The organism is Ensifer adhaerens (genome assembly GCF_013283195.1).
Lineage (GTDB): Bacteria > Pseudomonadota > Alphaproteobacteria > Rhizobiales > Rhizobiaceae > Ensifer > Ensifer adhaerens_G.
Genome location: NZ_JABEKT010000001.1, coordinates 470795 through 484906, shown reverse-complemented (window position 1 = coordinate 484906; position 14112 = coordinate 470795). Strand labels below are relative to the sequence as shown.

General features: G+C 62.2%; 13 protein-coding genes and 1 tRNA gene. 6 read left to right on the top strand and 8 right to left on the bottom strand.

The window, feature by feature from the left end:
* The first annotated feature begins 65 nt into the window (after positions 1-65).
* The 6 genes from LPJGGPFB_RS02175 to LPJGGPFB_RS02150 all read left to right on the top strand — a co-directional run bounded on the left by LPJGGPFB_RS02175 (position 66) and on the right by LPJGGPFB_RS02150 (position 5053).
* The gene (locus LPJGGPFB_RS02175) at positions 66-689 is read left to right on the top strand and encodes a TadE/TadG family type IV pilus assembly protein (RefSeq protein WP_173418530.1); all 624 of its coding nucleotides are present in this window, start codon (positions 66-68) and stop codon (positions 687-689) included.
* Positions 686-1291 carry a TadE/TadG family type IV pilus assembly protein gene (locus LPJGGPFB_RS02170; protein ID WP_173418529.1) on the top strand — a complete coding sequence of 202 codons (606 nt, stop codon included), beginning with the start codon at positions 686-688 and terminating at the stop codon, positions 1289-1291. Before LPJGGPFB_RS02175 ends, LPJGGPFB_RS02170 begins: the two co-directional genes overlap by 4 nt.
* 139 nt (positions 1292-1430) lie before the next feature.
* A complete protein-coding gene (locus tag LPJGGPFB_RS02165; RefSeq protein ID WP_173418528.1) occupies positions 1431-2651 on the top strand; it encodes a phosphopentomutase in 1221 nt (406 codons plus the stop codon).
* On the top strand, positions 2648-3616 hold the full coding sequence (locus LPJGGPFB_RS02160) for an adenosine deaminase (protein WP_173418527.1): 969 nt from the start codon (positions 2648-2650) through the stop codon (positions 3614-3616). Before LPJGGPFB_RS02165 ends, LPJGGPFB_RS02160 begins: the two co-directional genes overlap by 4 nt.
* Before the next feature lie 129 nt (positions 3617-3745).
* Positions 3746-4375 (top strand): uracil phosphoribosyltransferase, encoded by a 630-nt coding sequence (upp, locus tag LPJGGPFB_RS02155; protein ID WP_077499538.1) that lies wholly within the window; start codon positions 3746-3748, stop codon positions 4373-4375.
* Positions 4376-4522: 147 nt separating this feature from the next.
* Positions 4523-5053: a TIGR02281 family clan AA aspartic protease gene (locus LPJGGPFB_RS02150; RefSeq protein ID WP_173418526.1), complete on the top strand. Its 531-nt coding sequence runs from the start codon at positions 4523-4525 to the stop codon at positions 5051-5053.
* On the opposite strand, the gene deoA is transcribed toward LPJGGPFB_RS02150, so the two are convergent.
* From deoA to LPJGGPFB_RS02110, 8 genes are all read right to left on the bottom strand, one after another.
* Complete coding sequence (deoA, locus tag LPJGGPFB_RS02145) at positions 5046-6362, bottom strand: thymidine phosphorylase (RefSeq protein WP_173420923.1); 1317 nt, start codon at positions 6360-6362, stop codon at positions 5046-5048. The two genes, LPJGGPFB_RS02150 and deoA, sit on opposite strands and share 8 nt — an antisense overlap.
* Positions 6359-7165 carry a purine-nucleoside phosphorylase gene (locus LPJGGPFB_RS02140; RefSeq protein WP_173418525.1) on the bottom strand — a complete coding sequence of 269 codons (807 nt, stop codon included), beginning with the start codon at positions 7163-7165 and terminating at the stop codon, positions 6359-6361. Before LPJGGPFB_RS02140 ends, deoA begins: the two co-directional genes overlap by 4 nt.
* Positions 7162-7554, bottom strand: a complete 393-nt coding sequence (locus tag LPJGGPFB_RS02135) for a cytidine deaminase (RefSeq protein ID WP_077499546.1) — start codon at positions 7552-7554, stop codon at positions 7162-7164. Before LPJGGPFB_RS02135 ends, LPJGGPFB_RS02140 begins: the two co-directional genes overlap by 4 nt.
* 4 nt (positions 7555-7558) lie before the next feature.
* Positions 7559-8530: an ABC transporter permease gene (locus LPJGGPFB_RS02130; RefSeq protein ID WP_173418524.1), complete on the bottom strand. Its 972-nt coding sequence runs from the start codon at positions 8528-8530 to the stop codon at positions 7559-7561.
* Positions 8531-8533: 3 nt separating this feature from the next.
* On the bottom strand, positions 8534-9667 hold the full coding sequence (locus LPJGGPFB_RS02125) for an ABC transporter permease (protein ID WP_173418523.1): 1134 nt from the start codon (positions 9665-9667) through the stop codon (positions 8534-8536).
* Complete coding sequence (locus LPJGGPFB_RS02120; RefSeq protein ID WP_173418522.1) at positions 9664-11199, bottom strand: ABC transporter ATP-binding protein; 1536 nt, start codon at positions 11197-11199, stop codon at positions 9664-9666. The genes LPJGGPFB_RS02125 and LPJGGPFB_RS02120 overlap by 4 nt, the downstream gene beginning before the upstream one ends.
* Positions 11200-11448: 249 nt before the next feature.
* Entirely contained in the window at positions 11449-13833 is a 2385-nt protein-coding gene (locus LPJGGPFB_RS02115) for a heavy metal translocating P-type ATPase (RefSeq protein ID WP_173418521.1), read from the bottom strand.
* 195 nt (positions 13834-14028) lie between these two features.
* Positions 14029-14105, bottom strand: a tRNA-Met gene (locus tag LPJGGPFB_RS02110).
* Positions 14106-14112: the final 7 nt, after the last annotated feature.

Sequence of the window (14112 nt, the reverse complement as noted above, 5' to 3'; positions counted from 1 at the left end):
GAACGAAATATCAAGAGTTACCCCTTATTTCTCACCCATCAAACGTAACATGATGGGACGACGAGATGTTGGCCGAACAGGAAGTTCAAGGCTCTAGGCAATCTTCGAGATCAAATCGCGGTCCGCTGCGGCGTCTGTTTGGGAATAGAAGTGGCGCGGCGTCGATCGAGTTCGCGATTCTGGCGATCCCGTTCCTTGTGGTCACTTTTGCCTGCTTCGAGACATTCTTTGCCTTTGCGGGCGAGCGCCTCCTGGCCAACGCGACGGAGGTGATGGCGCGCAAAGTTCGCACTGGCGAGATCACCTTCGCCAGAGGCAAGCCCACCGACATGACGGAGAAACAGTTCCGTCAGGCGTTCTGCGCCGAGATCTCGGTGATGCTGACGTGCACCGGCAACGAAGTGAACATTCCGAGCAGGTTGCTTATCGATGTCAAGAGCACGACCGACCTGGCTCAACTGCCAGTCGATATACCGCGAATGGCCAAATCCAACGACATCAATACCGGGAACTTCTCCTTCGCACCGGGAGGACCGGGCACATACAACGTGCTGCGCGCGTACTACCGATGGAGCGTGATCACGGACCTTGTCCGTCCTTTCGTGACCAATCTGCGCCCCGCCGGTGCGAGCATGCCACGAGACTATCTCATGGTCGCGACCGCGACTTTCCGCAACGAAAACGAATGAGGGCGTCCGTGACCTCTCTTACGAAGAAGACAATCGCCTTGTTTGCCCGTACTCGCGGCGCGATTACGTTGCTCGCAAAAGACCGCAGCGGTTTCGGCGCGATCGAATTCGCCATGGTGATCCCAATGTTGATCGTCGCCTATATCGGGGCGTTCGAAGTTACCCTAGGGTTCTCGGTGAAGAACAAGGTCGAACGGGCCGCAAGCTCGGTGGCGGATATGGTGGCGCAACAGTCAGAGGTTAACAAAACCTATCTCGGCAACATGTCGAGTGTCGCCAAGAGCATCCTCGCACCCTACCAGAATTCCGGATACACCCTGAAGATAACCGGAATCAAAGTCGACGCCGCCAACAAAGGCACTGTGATCTGGTCGCGTGATCAGAGTGGCGCGATACCCTACCCCGCAAACTCTGCGACAACTGTACCGGCGCAGTTCGCCACCACCGAAGCCTTCGTCGTTCGCACCGAACTCGTCGTTCCGCACGAACTTCTGCTCTTTGCCGAGGGCCTGGGGTCCAGCACACTCAAGACGATCAACCTGTCCAAGACGGCCTATTTCCGTTCGCGCCAGGCGGAAATCATAAAGTGCCCCGACTGCTGATCGCAGCATAACCGAACCCAATTGCAATGCGACTTCGCCGGCGCTATTCCTTCGGGATTGCGCTGGCGGCATCTGCTTCCGCGCTCGTTGCAGCACCGGACCGCGCGCTCCGCTCGCGCTCCGGCTTACCGGATCGTTCATGGCGCGCGCGTTTCTCTTTGTCCTCGATTCTTTCGGCATAGGCGGTGCGCCGGATGCCGAAACCTATGGCGACCTGGGCGCGGACACGCTTGGCCACATCGCCGAATTCTGCGCGACCGGAGCGGCAGATCACGCAGGATTGCGCGAAGGGCCGCTCAATCTTCCCAACATGTCGGCACTCGGGCTCATGCACGCGGCGAAATTGGCCACGGGGCGGGTGCCGGTGGGCATGCCAGTGCCAGGCCGGGTCTACGGCGCCTACGGCGCTGCGAGCGAAGTCTCGCGCGGCAAGGATACGCCCTCAGGCCATTGGGAGATTGCAGGTACGCCTGTCATGTTCGACTGGGGCTATTTCCCGGCCGAAGGCGACGCGTTTCCCGCCGAGCTGGTCGAGGCGATCTGCCGCGAGGGCAACATCCCCGGCATTCTCGGCAATTGCCACGCCTCCGGTACGGATATCATCGCCCGCCTCGGCGAGGAGCATATGCAGACGGGAAAGCCGATCTGCTACACCTCGTCCGACAGCGTCTTTCAGATCGCCGCACACGAGCACACCTTCGGGCTGGAGCGCCTGCTGGAGTTCTGCCAAGTCGTTCGCCGCCTCGTCGACGACCACAATATCGGCCGCGTCATCGCCCGCCCCTTCATCGGGCAAAGCCCACAGACCTTTGTTCGAACCGGCAACCGGCGCGACTACTCGGTTCTGCCGCCGGAGCCGACGGTTCTCGACCGGCTGGCGCACGCCGGCCGCACGGTGCACGCGATCGGCAAGATCGGCGATATCTTCGCGCACCAGGGCGTGACGAAGCTGACCAAGGCCGACGGCAACATGGCGCTGTTCGATGCGAGCCTTGCCGCAATCGATGAGGCCGAGGATGGCGACCTCGTCTTCACCAACTTCGTCGATTTCGACATGCTTTTCGGCCACCGCCGCGATGTCGCCGGTTATGCCGCAGCCCTCGAAGCCTTCGACGCACGGCTGCCCGATCTCGACCGGCGGCTGAAGCCCGGCGATATCGTCATCCTGACCGCCGATCACGGCTGCGACCCGACCTGGCGCGGAACGGACCATACACGCGAGCGCGTGCCGGTGCTGATGTTCGGGCCGGCGGTGCGCAGCCGTTCGCTCGGGATTGCCAACACCTTTGCACATATCGGCGAAACGGTCGCCAGACATCTCGGGATCGCACCGGGCCTACACGGGAGAAGCCTCATTTGACCGCACATCTGAAGAAGGCGGAACTGCACTGCCACATCGAGGGCGCGACATCGCCGGAACTGGCGCTGTTGCAGGCGGAGAAGTACGGGCTCGATACCAGTGAAATCATCGCCGACCGCGCCTATGTCTGGGCGGATTTCACCAGCTTCGTGAAATGCTACGACGCAGTCGCCTCGCTGTTTCGAACGCAGGAGGACTATGCGCTTCTTGCCGAAACCTATCTTACGGAACTGGCGGAAGCCGGAACGATCTACAGCGAGATCATCGTTTCGCCGGATCACGGCAACACCATCGGGCTTGGCGCCGACGCCTATCTCGAGGGCCTGGCCGCTGGCATGGAGGCGGCGAAGGCAAAGACCGGGATCGAATCCCGCATGTTGATCACCGGCATCCGACATCTCGGTCCGGAATCGGTCGTCAGAACGGTCGAGTTTGCCGCCAAAAGAGAGCACGCTCTGGTCACCGGCTTCAATCTGGCAGGCGAGGAACGCATGCACAGCGTCGCCGATTTTGCCCGGGCCTTCGATATCGCCCGCGATGCCGGCCTTGGCCTGACGATCCACGCAGGGGAGCTATCCGGCGCCTTCAGCGTGCGCGATGCGCTCGACCATGTCAGGCCGTCGCGCATCAGCCACGGCGTGCGCGCGATCGAGGATGCGGATCTCGTCAAGAGGATCGCCGATGAGCGTGTCGTTCTGGAAGTCTGCCCCGGATCCAACATCTCGTTGCAGGTCTTCCCGGATTTTGCCGCGCATCCCCTGCGAGCCCTGCACGAGGCCGGCGTTCGGGTGACGCTCAATTCCGACGACCCGCCCTTCTTCCACACCTCGCTTGCCCAGGAATACGACATCGCCTCGGAGGTGATGGGGTTCGGAGACGACGACATCAACGGCATGACCAGGACGGCGATCGAGGCGGCTTTCGTCGACGAGGCGACACGCCAGAGATTGCTGGCGTTAGTCTGATCCAAGCCCGCGCCGGGCCAAGATGGATGGCGCGGCTGGGGATGAACACAACGAGCCGCCCAACGCCCTTGCGGCCGCGGAGCAATCCATGGAAAAAGGGCGGATACAGAAACTTCCGGGAAGGTGGCCATGGACGGCGTAACAGTGATCGATCATCCGCTTGTGCAACACAAGCTGACCATCATGCGCAAGAAGGAAACCTCGACCGCGGGTTTCCGGCGACTGCTTCGGGAAATCTCGACGCTGCTCTGCTACGAGGTAACGCGCGATCTGGAATTGACGATGGAGCGCATCGAGACGCCGATGCAGGAGATCGACGCGCCGGTGCTGGAAGGCAAGAAGCTTGTCTTCGCTTCGATCCTGCGCGCTGGCAACGGCCTGCTGGAAGGTATGCTCGAACTGGTGCCTTCGGCCCGCGTCTCGCATATCGGCGTTTACCGCGACCACGATACATTGGAAGCGGTGGAATACTTCTTCAAGGCACCCGAAAGCCTGTCCGAGCGGCTGATCATCGTCGTCGATCCGATGCTTGCGACCGGCAACTCCTCGATCGCGGCGATCGACAAGCTGAAGGAACGCGGCGCGAAGAACCTGCGCTTCCTCTGCCTGCTCGCAGCGCCCGAAGGTATCCGCAACTTTCAGGCCGCGCACCCGGATGTGCCGATCTTCACTGCATCGATCGACAGCCATCTGAACGAACTCGGCTACATCATGCCCGGGCTCGGCGATGCCGGCGACCGTATGTACGGAACGAAGTAATTTTCCGTTTCTTAACCAGAGCGAAGAATTGACCAAAAACCGCCGGCAAACCGGCGGTTTTTTTGTGCCCTATTAGCCCTTCCCCTGTTCTACTGAACGCTCGATCGGGACGCATGTGTGCGGCCCAAAGCACGGGAGGCCAGGCCATTGTTCGGACGTCTGCTGACATTTGCCGGCGGCATCGCGGTTGCGGCCCTGGTCATTCCAGACCTTGCGAGTTCCTATCTCTCAAGCCCCAAACCCGCCGATACAGGCAGGACCGCAGCAAGCGGCGCCGTTCCGGCAACGACTGCAAAATATGCAGCTGGAAAAGACGTGGTGCTTGAAGCCGACCGCTCGGGCCATTTCTTCGGCGCCTTTCGCATCAACGGCCGCACCGAGCGCGGCATGGTCGATACCGGCGCCAGCACGATCGCGATCAATGTCTCGACCGCGCGCAGGCTCGGCCTTTCACCGGCGACACTGACATTCGACGTTCGGGTTGGAACAGCCAATGGTGAGGTCGGCGCGGCACGGGCGAAACTGAACAGGGTAGAAATCGGCGGCATATCCCTGCGGGACGTCGACGCCTTCGTGCTGCCGGACAAGTCGCTTTCCGGAATGCTCGTGGGCATGAGCTTCCTCAGCCGGCTATCATCCTATCGCGTCGAAGACGGCGCTCTGCACCTGGTCAGGTGATCCTTGAAAGGACCGGCGCACACGTCTCCGGCTGGATGTCGGCGATCACGTAGAGTGACCGGATCTCTTGGCGCGCCCGCACCGCCGCATTCTCGTCCGCAGCATGGACGAACGCGAAGGGCTCCCCTTTGGCGATCGGCGTTCCCAGAGGCTTCAACGCGGAGAAGCCAACGCGATGATCGATCTGGTCGCTCGGATGTGTCCGCCCGCCGCCCAGAGCAATAACGCTCATCCCGAGATCGCGAGTCCGGCAGGACTGCAAAAAGCCGTCGCTTTCGGCTTCCACTGGCAAGATGACCGGCGCCGGCACGAGGTATTGTCCCGGCCGATCGACGAAATCCGCGGGACCGCCGAGCGCATGCACCATCCCAGCGAAACGCTCGATCGCCGCACCGTTTGCAAGCGCCGCGCGGGCTAGTGCCTCGCCGGCTGTCGGATCGACTGCAGCACCGGCTGCAACAAGCATTTCGGCGGCAAAGGCCATCACGACAGTTTCGAGACGAGTGCCACGCTTGTCGCCCTTGAGAAAGGCAAGGCAGTTCCAGATCTCGAGTGCGTTGCCGGCCGCATCGGCCAGAGGTTCATTCATGTCCGTAAGCAATGCCGACGTGCGCACGCCGGCGCCATTGGCGACATAGACCAGCGATCGGGCCAGCACCTCGGCCTCGCCGGCATCGCTCATGAACGAGCCATTGCCGACCTTGACGTCGAGCACCAGCGACTGCAGGCCGGCGGCAAGCTTCTTGGACAGGATCGAAGCCGTAATCAGCGGAACGGAATCGACGGTCGCGGTGACGTCACGGATGGCGTAGAGCCGCTTGTCGGCGGGCGCCAGATTGGCGGTCTGGCCGATGATGGCGCAGCCGACCTCGTCGACCGTCTTGCGGAACAGTGCCGCCGACGGCTGGATATCATAGCCGGGTATGGATTCGAGCTTGTCGAGCGTGCCGCCGGTGTGACCCAATCCCCGCCCGGAGATCATCGGAACGGCCAGGCCGCATGCGGCAACGATCGGGGCGAGCATCAGTGAGACGTTGTCGCCGACACCACCGGTGGAATGCTTGTCGACGATGGGGCGGCCGATGCTGCTCCAGTCGAGCGTTTCACCGGAATCGCGCATGGCCAGTGTCAGCGCCACCGTCTCGTCGCGGCTCATGCCTGAAAACCAGATGGCCATGGCGAAGGCCGCAACCTGGCCCTCCGAAATCGAGCCATCGGAGAGACCGCGGACGAAGCGTGCAATGTCTGCCGCTTCGAGGCTCCCGCCATTTCGCTTGCGACGGATGATCTCCTGGGGAAGCATGGTCAGTTGGCCGCCGCTTCGGTGGAAATCATTTCCTTGAGAATCGCGGCGAGCCGCTTGCCGCCGACGGGGGCCATGTCCTTGGTTTCATGATGGCTGAGTTCGCCACCGGTCATGCCCGCGCCGAAATTGGTGATCACCGAGGCTGCCGCGACCTTCAGGCCCATGAAGCGCGCAAGGATCACTTCCGGCACGGTCGACATGCCGACGGCATCGGCTCCGAGCACGCGCGCCATGCGAATTTCCGCCGGCGTTTCGAAGCTCGGCCCGGAAAACCACATGTAAACGCCGTCCTGCAAGGGTATCGCCAACCGCTCGGCTGCGGCCCGCATGCGGTCGCCGAGTGCGGCATCATAGGCACTGGTCATGCCGACGAAGCGATCGTCGCTTTCGACGCCGATCAGCGGATTGAAGCCGGAAAAGTTGATATGGTCCGAAATCCGCATCACCGATCCGGGCGGCAGATCGTCCCTGAGCGAGCCCGCGGAATTGGTCAGCACCAGGTTTTCGACGCCGAGCTCCTTCAGGGTTTGGAGCGGCACGCGCATCGCGTTGGCGTCACCGCTCTCGTAATAATGCACCCGGCCGGACAGCATCACGACGGGAACGTCGCCAAGCAAGCCTGCGACGAGTTCGCCGGCATGGCCAGAAACGCTGCTGACGGGAAAACCGGGAATATCCGCGTAGGAAATGCGGATCGCGCCGCCGACCGCTTCGACAAGTGTGCCAAGTCCTGACCCGAGGACAATGCCATAGCGTGGAGACAGGCCACCGAGCCTGTCCCGCAGAAATTCCGCAGCGCTGTTCATCCGAGGATCTCGGTCTCGAAGCTGTGCGGCAGCAGATCCGACAGAGCCAGCGTCTTCTTCACGCCCGTCTCGTCGCAGAGATAGATCCGGGTACTGGCGCCGGAGAATTCCGCAAGCCGCTGCCGGCAACCGCCGCAGGGCGGGCAGAGCGCCAGCTTCTCGGCAATCACGGCAACTTCCATGATCTTGCGCTGGCCGGCCATGACCATGTGGCTGATGGCAGTGGTCTCGGCACACCATCCCTCCGGGAAGGAGAGGTTCTCGATGTTTGCGCCGGTATAGATCTGGCCGTCTTCAGCACGGATCGCGGCACCAACAGGAAACTTGGAATAAGGCGCATGCGCCTTGGCCATCGCCTCGCGGGCGGCCTCGAAGAGCTCGTTTTCCATGGTCTTACCGCTCCTTCACATAGGGGACACCGCCAGCTTTCGGCGGGATGGCCTTGCCGATGAAGCCGGCAAGCAAGATGACGGTGAGAATGTAGGGCAGCGCTTGCATCAGCTGCACCGGCACCTGGCCGATCAGCGGCAGGGGATTGCCCTGCAGACGGATCGCAAATGCATCGAGGAAGCCGAAGAGCAGGCAGGCAAGCATGATGTTGAACGGCCGCCATTTGGCGAAGATCAGAGCTGCAAGAGCGATATAGCCCTTGCCGGCCGTCATGCCCTTGACGAAGCCGGCGGTCATCGCCAGCGACAGATAGGCGCCGGCAAAGCCGCACAGGATGCCGCAGCAGATGACGGCGCGATACCGCATCCAGATCACCGAAATGCCGGCTGTGTCGACGGCGCCAGGGTTTTCGCCGACCGCGCGGAGCCTGAGGCCGAAACGCGTGCGGTAGAGAATCCACCAGCTGATCGGCACCATGGCGAAGGCGAGATAGGTCAGGATGAAATGGCCGGACAGCAGATCGGCATAGATCGGGCCGATGAACGGAATTTCGCGGATGGTGTCGGCGAAGGGGAAGTTGATCGTCTGGAAGCGTGCGCCTTCCGCCAGCGCCGGCGTGCGCCCGCCCTGGCGGAACCAGGCCTCGCCGAGGATGACGGTGGAACCGGCAACGATGAAGTTGATGGCGACGCCCGAAACGATCTGGTTGCCGCGCTGGGTGATCGATGCGTAACCATGAACCAGCGACAGGGCCACCGAGATGAGGATGGCGGCAAGCAGCCCCAGCCACACGGACTGGGTGATGGCGGCGACCGCGCCGGCGGCAAAGGCCGCACCCAGCATTTTGCCCTCAAGGCCGATATCGAAGATACCGGCACGCTCGGTGAAGAGCCCGGCGAGAGCCGCAAAGATCAGCGGAACGGAGACGCGGATGGTGGACTCGAGGAGCACCACGATGACGTGGAAGAAATCCATGGCTCAAGCTCCCTTGGTCTGGGCAACGACCGCGGCGCGCCGGCTGGAGGTGGAGAACAACCGGGTGATCGCCGGCCGGAACATGTTTTCAAGGGCGCCCGCAAACAGAATGACGAGGCCCTGAATGATGACGATCATGTCGCGCGAGATCGACGGCATTTCGAACGAGATCTCGGCGCCGCCCTGATAGAGCACACCGAAGAGAACGGCCGCCGGGATGATGCCGGCGGGATGCGAACGGCCCATGAGAGCAACCGCGATGCCTACGAAGCCTGCACCCTGGACGAAATCGAGCTGCATGCGGCCCTGCTCACCCATGATCGGGTTGAGCGCCATCATGCCGGCAAGCGCACCTGAGATCATCATGGTAATGACGGTGATGCGGCTCTCGCTCATACCGGCATAACGGGCGGCCGACGGGCTGTGGCCCATGGTGCGCATCTCATAGCCGAGCTTGGTGCGCCAGATCAAAAGCCAGACGCCAAAGGCGGCGACCAGCGCCAGCAGGAACGACACGTTGAACGGCGCGGTTCCGATATCGAGCCCGAAGATCGACAGCAGCCAGTCGAGCTTGGGAAGCTGGCCGCCTTCCGCAAAGGTGCGGGTTTGTGGCGACATCGAGCCGAGCGGTTTCAACACCCGGGTCAGGAGATAGACCATCAGGCTCGACGCGATGAAGTTGAACATGATGGTGGTGATGACGATATGGCTGCCGCGCTTGGCCTGCAGCCAGCCCGGCAGGAACGCCCAAGCGGCGCCGAACAGGGCCGAACCGATAATCGCCAGCGGGAAAACCACGAACCACGGCATCGTCTGGTCGAGCCAGAGGCACGCGAGCGCGACGCCGATACCGCCGACATAGGCCTGACCTTCGCCGCCGATGTTGAAAAGCCCGGCGTGGAAGGCGACTGCGACCGCAAGGCCGGTGAAGATGAAGGTCGTGGCGTAATAGAGCGTGAAGCCGATGTATTCGCCGCGGCCGAAGGCACCGTTGATCAGATGGTAGGCGGCTTCGAGCGGGTTTTCGCCGACGAGCAGAACCACGAGACCGGCAACGAGAAACGCGACGGCGAGATTGACCAGCGGGACGAGGCCGTATTCGACCCACCCCGGAAGCTTTGCATAGGGATTGCTCATTCTGCGGCCTCCTTGCGGCCTTCGACGCCGGCCATCAACAGGCCCAGCTCGCCCTCGGTCGCGTCGGGATCGCGCTCGCCGACGATACGGCCGGCAAACATGACCAGGATACGGTCCGACAGGGCGCGGATTTCATCGAGTTCGACGGAGACAAGCAGGACAGCCTTGCCCTGGTCGCGCATCTCGATGATCCGTTTGTGGATGAATTCGATGGCGCCGACGTCGACACCGCGGGTCGGCTGGCCGATGATCAGCACATCCGGGCTCCGCTCCATCTCGCGGGCGAGAACGATCTTCTGCTGGTTGCCGCCGGAGAAATTGGCGGTCTTCAGCCGGGCGTTCGGCGGGCGGATGTCGTATTCGGCGATCCGCTGTTCGGCATCCTTGCGGATGGCATCGACGTTCAGAAAGACGCCGTTAAGGTAACGCTTGTCGTGGTGATAGCCGAGGATGGCGTTTTCGCATTCCTCGAATTTCAAAACGAGCCCGACATGATGCCGGTCTTCCGGCACGTGAGCGAGACCGCGGTCGCGCAGGTCCTTGGGATCGACATGGCCGGTGACGTTGATCGGCTTGCCGTTCAGGTGGACTTCGCCGGAAACCGCGCGGCGGATACCGGAAATCGCCTCCAGCAGTTCCGACTGGCCATTGCCGGCAACGCCGGCAATGCCGACGATTTCGCCAGCCCGGAGATTGAAGGAGACATTATCGACCATGGTGACGCCGCGGCCGTCCTTGACGGTCAGACCGTTGACGGAGAGCTTGACGTCGCCGGGCTTGGCCTCACCCTTCTCCACCCGCAGCAGCACGCGGCGGCCGACCATCAGTTCGGCGAGTTCCTCGACCGAGGTCTCCGCTGTCTTTCGCGTCGCCACCATCTCACCACGCCGCATCACCGACACTTCGTCGGTAATCGCCATGATTTCCCTGAGCTTATGGGTGATGAGAATGATGGTCTTGCCCTGGCTCTTCAGCTGTTCGAGAACGCGGAAGAGATGGTCAGCCTCGGCCGGCGTCAACACGCCGGTAGGCTCGTCCAGGATCAGGATATCGGCGCGGCGATAGAGCGCCTTCAGGATCTCGACGCGCTGCTGCAGACCGACCGGCAATTCCTCGATGACCGCATCCGGATTGACCTCCAGCGCATATTCGCGCTCAAGCCGCTTCAGCTCTTCCCGCGCCTTGGCGATGCCCTTGTTGAGGATCTGGCTTTCTTCCGCGCCGAGCATGATGTTTTCGAGAACCGTAAAGTTCTCGACCAGCATGAAGTGCTGGTGCACCATGCCGATGCCGGCGGCGATCGCCGCATTCGGGTCGCGGATCGTCACCTGTTTGCCATCCACGTGGATTTCGCCGCTGTCGGCTTGATAGAAGCCGTAGAGGATCGACATCAGGGTCGATTTGCCCGCACCGTTTTCGCCGATGACGCCGTGGATCGTACCCTTGCGGACTTTCAGATTGATATTCTTGTTGGCGTGAACCGGACCGAAGCTCTTGTCGATCCCACGCAGTTCGATGGCAATACTGTCCATATTGGCCTTGCGATCCCCAAACTGGCCCGCTTCGGTCTTCTTCCCAGAAACCGTGCCGGCGATTTTTTTACCATTTGGTATAAGTTTATCATCGATTTCCCGGCACGGAAGCCCTCAATCGAGATCTCCTTATACTCTCACCGGATCGCTGATGAGAGTCCAGCGTGAATATACACAGGCAGATCAACGGTCATCGCAACAAAAAACCGGCGACATTCGATGCCGCCGGTTCCGTTTTATGTCTTTGCTTCAAGCCGTTCTGGCGGGCCGCAACAGGCGCAGCGCATTCATGGTCACCAGCACCGTGGCGCCGGTATCGGCCAGAATGGCCGGCCACAGACCGGTGATCCCGGCAATCGTGGTGACGAGGAAAACGGCCTTCAGGCCAAGCGCAATAGTGATATTCTGGAAAATGTTTCGCATTGTGGAGCGGGAAAGGTTCACCATCGCTGCGACGTCTCCAACCCTGCCATGCAGCACGGCTGCGTCGGCCGTCTCCAAGGCCACATCGGTGCCGCCACCCATGGCGATGCCGACATCGGCCGCAGCAAGCGCCGGCGCATCGTTGATGCCATCGCCGATCTTGGCAACGTTGAAGCCGGACGTCTTCAATTCGCCGACGATTCGCTGCTTGTCCTCAGGCAGCAGTTCTGCACGCACCTCCATGCCGAATTGCCGGCCAATCGCCTCTGCCGTGCGGCGGTTGTCGCCGGTCAGCATGACCACATGGATGCCGGCATCGGTCAGCGCCTTCACGCCGGCGGCGGCATCCGGACGCGGTTCATCGCGCATGGCGATTGCACCGACGATCGCGTTGTCAGCAATCAGCACCGAAACCGTCTTGCCCTCGTCGTTGAGTGCCGCAATGCGCGTGTTCTGCTCCGGTGACATTGGCACGCGATCGTTTGCAGCCTGCGGCGAACCGAGGAACACATCGGCCGTGCCGACTACGCCCTCAAGGCCCTTGCCGCCGATCGCCTTTACCGTCGCTATGCCCGGGATCGGCAACTTCAACTCTCCGGCACGCTGCAGGATCGCTCGTGCCAATGGATGGCTCGATCCTTGCTCGAGCGCTGCGGCAAGGCCCAGCACTTCGTTTTCGGCGCGGCCGAAGCCGACGACATCCGTGACCCGGGGCTTGCCTTCGGTCAGCGTGCCGGTCTTGTCGAAGGCCGCAGCGGTGATCTTGCCGACATTTTCCAGTACGGCGCCGCCTTTCAAAAGCAGGCCGCGGCGCGCACCGGCCGAAAGGCTGGCGGCGATCGCTGCCGGCGTCGAGATCACCAATGCGCAGGGGCAACCGATCAGCAGGATTGCCAGCCCCTTGTAGATCCATTCACTCCAGACGCCGCCACCCAGAAGCGGCGGCAGGATCGCGACGAGTGCTGCGACGACGACGACGCCGGGCGTATAGTAGCGCGAGAAACGATCGATGAAGCGTTCGGTCGGCGCCTTGCTTTCCTGCGCCTCCTCGACGAGCCGTACGATGCGGGCAATAGTATTGTCCGAGGCGGCAGCCGTCACGCGGACGCGCAGGGCGCCGTCGCCATTGACCGTTCCGGCAACGAGTGCGTCGTCGACAGCCTTGTGCACCGGCGTGCTTTCGCCGGTGACTGGTGCTTCGTCCACGGCGCTTTCGCCCGAGAGGATGATGCCATCGGCCGGAACACGGTCGCCGGGGCGCACGAGGATGACGGCGCCGACGTCAAGACTTTCGGCCGGCACTTCATCGACGCGGCCGTTGCGCTCGAGATAGGCCGACTTGGGCACCAGTGCCGTCAGCGATTGGATGCTCGCCCGCGCCTTGCCTGCGGCCACGCCTTCGAGCAGTTCGCCGACGAGAAAGAGCAAGACGACCATGGCCGCTTCTTCCGTCGCGCCGATGAAGACGGCTCCCACGGCGGCAATCGTCATCAACATCTCGATCGAGAACGGCGTGCCGGAGGTTGCGGCGGCGAAGGCGCGCCGCGCGATCGGCAGCAGACCGACCAGCATGGCAAGCGTGAAGATCCAGGGCTCGGTTGCCGGAACAAGGTGACCGAGGCCGTAGGCGGCGGCCAACGCAACACCGCAGGCAATCGTCAGCCGACCCTTGCCCGATCGCCACCAGGGACCAGTCGTTGGGCCATGATCGTGTGCATGGGAATTTAACGGCTGTGACACGGATGGCCGGGCAGCGTTGTGGCTGTTGCCATGATCATGCGTGTGATAGCCGGCATGCGCGTGCTTGCCGCCGTCATCCCCGTGCCCGTGTCCGTGCCCATGGTCGTGGTCGTGGTCGTGGTCGTGGTCGTGGTCGTGGTCGTGGTCGTGGTCGTGGTCGTGGTCGTGGTCGTGGTCGTGAGAATGGTCGTGAGAATGGTCGCCCGAGCAAGTGTGTGCTGCAACAATGGCCGGCTTCTGGTGGCCGGTGATCGGATGCAACCGGTAGCCGAGTTTTCCGACCTTACTGACAATGTTCGCCGCAAGCGCGCCGTCGTCGGCGTGCTTGACCGACATCGTACCCGCGGCAACGGAAACCGAGACATCCTCGACACCCGGCATACGCCGGACGGCGGTGTCGATCTTCGAGGCGCAGGACGCACAATCCATGCCTTCGACCCGATAGCGGTTTTCACGAATATTGCCTGCCATGACCTGCTCCTTGCATATCTTGCCGCAAGGCTACGACCTCTAGCGACTAGAGCTGCAAGCCGGAATTGTGCGTCACCGTGAAGTTTTTTCGAAGGCGGCCACAAGGTCGGTTCGAGTTCGCTTGGCGGCTGGCTTTGTCGCTGTCCCAGAACGCAGAAAAGCCCGCCGGTTTTCACCTGACGGGCTTTTATGATTTGGTTGCGGGGGCAGGATTTGAACCTGCGGCCTTCAGGTTATGAGCCTGACGAGCTACCGGGCTGCTCCACCCCGCGCCAAGCG

What these genes read in the sequence shown, in the direction of transcription:
- LPJGGPFB_RS02140 (WP_173418525.1), bottom strand. Translation starts at nt 7,165, where the DNA reads ATGAACAGCGCTGCGGAATTTCTGCGGGACAGGCTCGGTGGCCTGTCT.
- upp (WP_077499538.1), top strand. Translation starts at nt 3,746, where the DNA reads ATGGACGGCGTAACAGTGATCGATCATCCGCTTGTGCAACACAAGCTG.
- LPJGGPFB_RS02165 (WP_173418528.1), top strand. Translation starts at nt 1,431, where the DNA reads ATGGCGCGCGCGTTTCTCTTTGTCCTCGATTCTTTCGGCATAGGCGGT.
- LPJGGPFB_RS02135 (WP_077499546.1), bottom strand. Translation starts at nt 7,554, where the DNA reads ATGGAAAACGAGCTCTTCGAGGCCGCCCGCGAGGCGATGGCCAAGGCG.
- LPJGGPFB_RS02125 (WP_173418523.1), bottom strand. Translation starts at nt 9,667, where the DNA reads ATGAGCAATCCCTATGCAAAGCTTCCGGGGTGGGTCGAATACGGCCTC.
- LPJGGPFB_RS02175 (WP_173418530.1), top strand. Translation starts at nt 66, where the DNA reads ATGTTGGCCGAACAGGAAGTTCAAGGCTCTAGGCAATCTTCGAGATCA.
- LPJGGPFB_RS02170 (WP_173418529.1), top strand. Translation starts at nt 686, where the DNA reads ATGAGGGCGTCCGTGACCTCTCTTACGAAGAAGACAATCGCCTTGTTT.
- LPJGGPFB_RS02130 (WP_173418524.1), bottom strand. Translation starts at nt 8,530, where the DNA reads ATGGATTTCTTCCACGTCATCGTGGTGCTCCTCGAGTCCACCATCCGC.
- LPJGGPFB_RS02115 (WP_173418521.1), bottom strand. Translation starts at nt 13,833, where the DNA reads ATGGCAGGCAATATTCGTGAAAACCGCTATCGGGTCGAAGGCATGGAT.
- LPJGGPFB_RS02120 (WP_173418522.1), bottom strand. Translation starts at nt 11,199, where the DNA reads ATGGACAGTATTGCCATCGAACTGCGTGGGATCGACAAGAGCTTCGGT.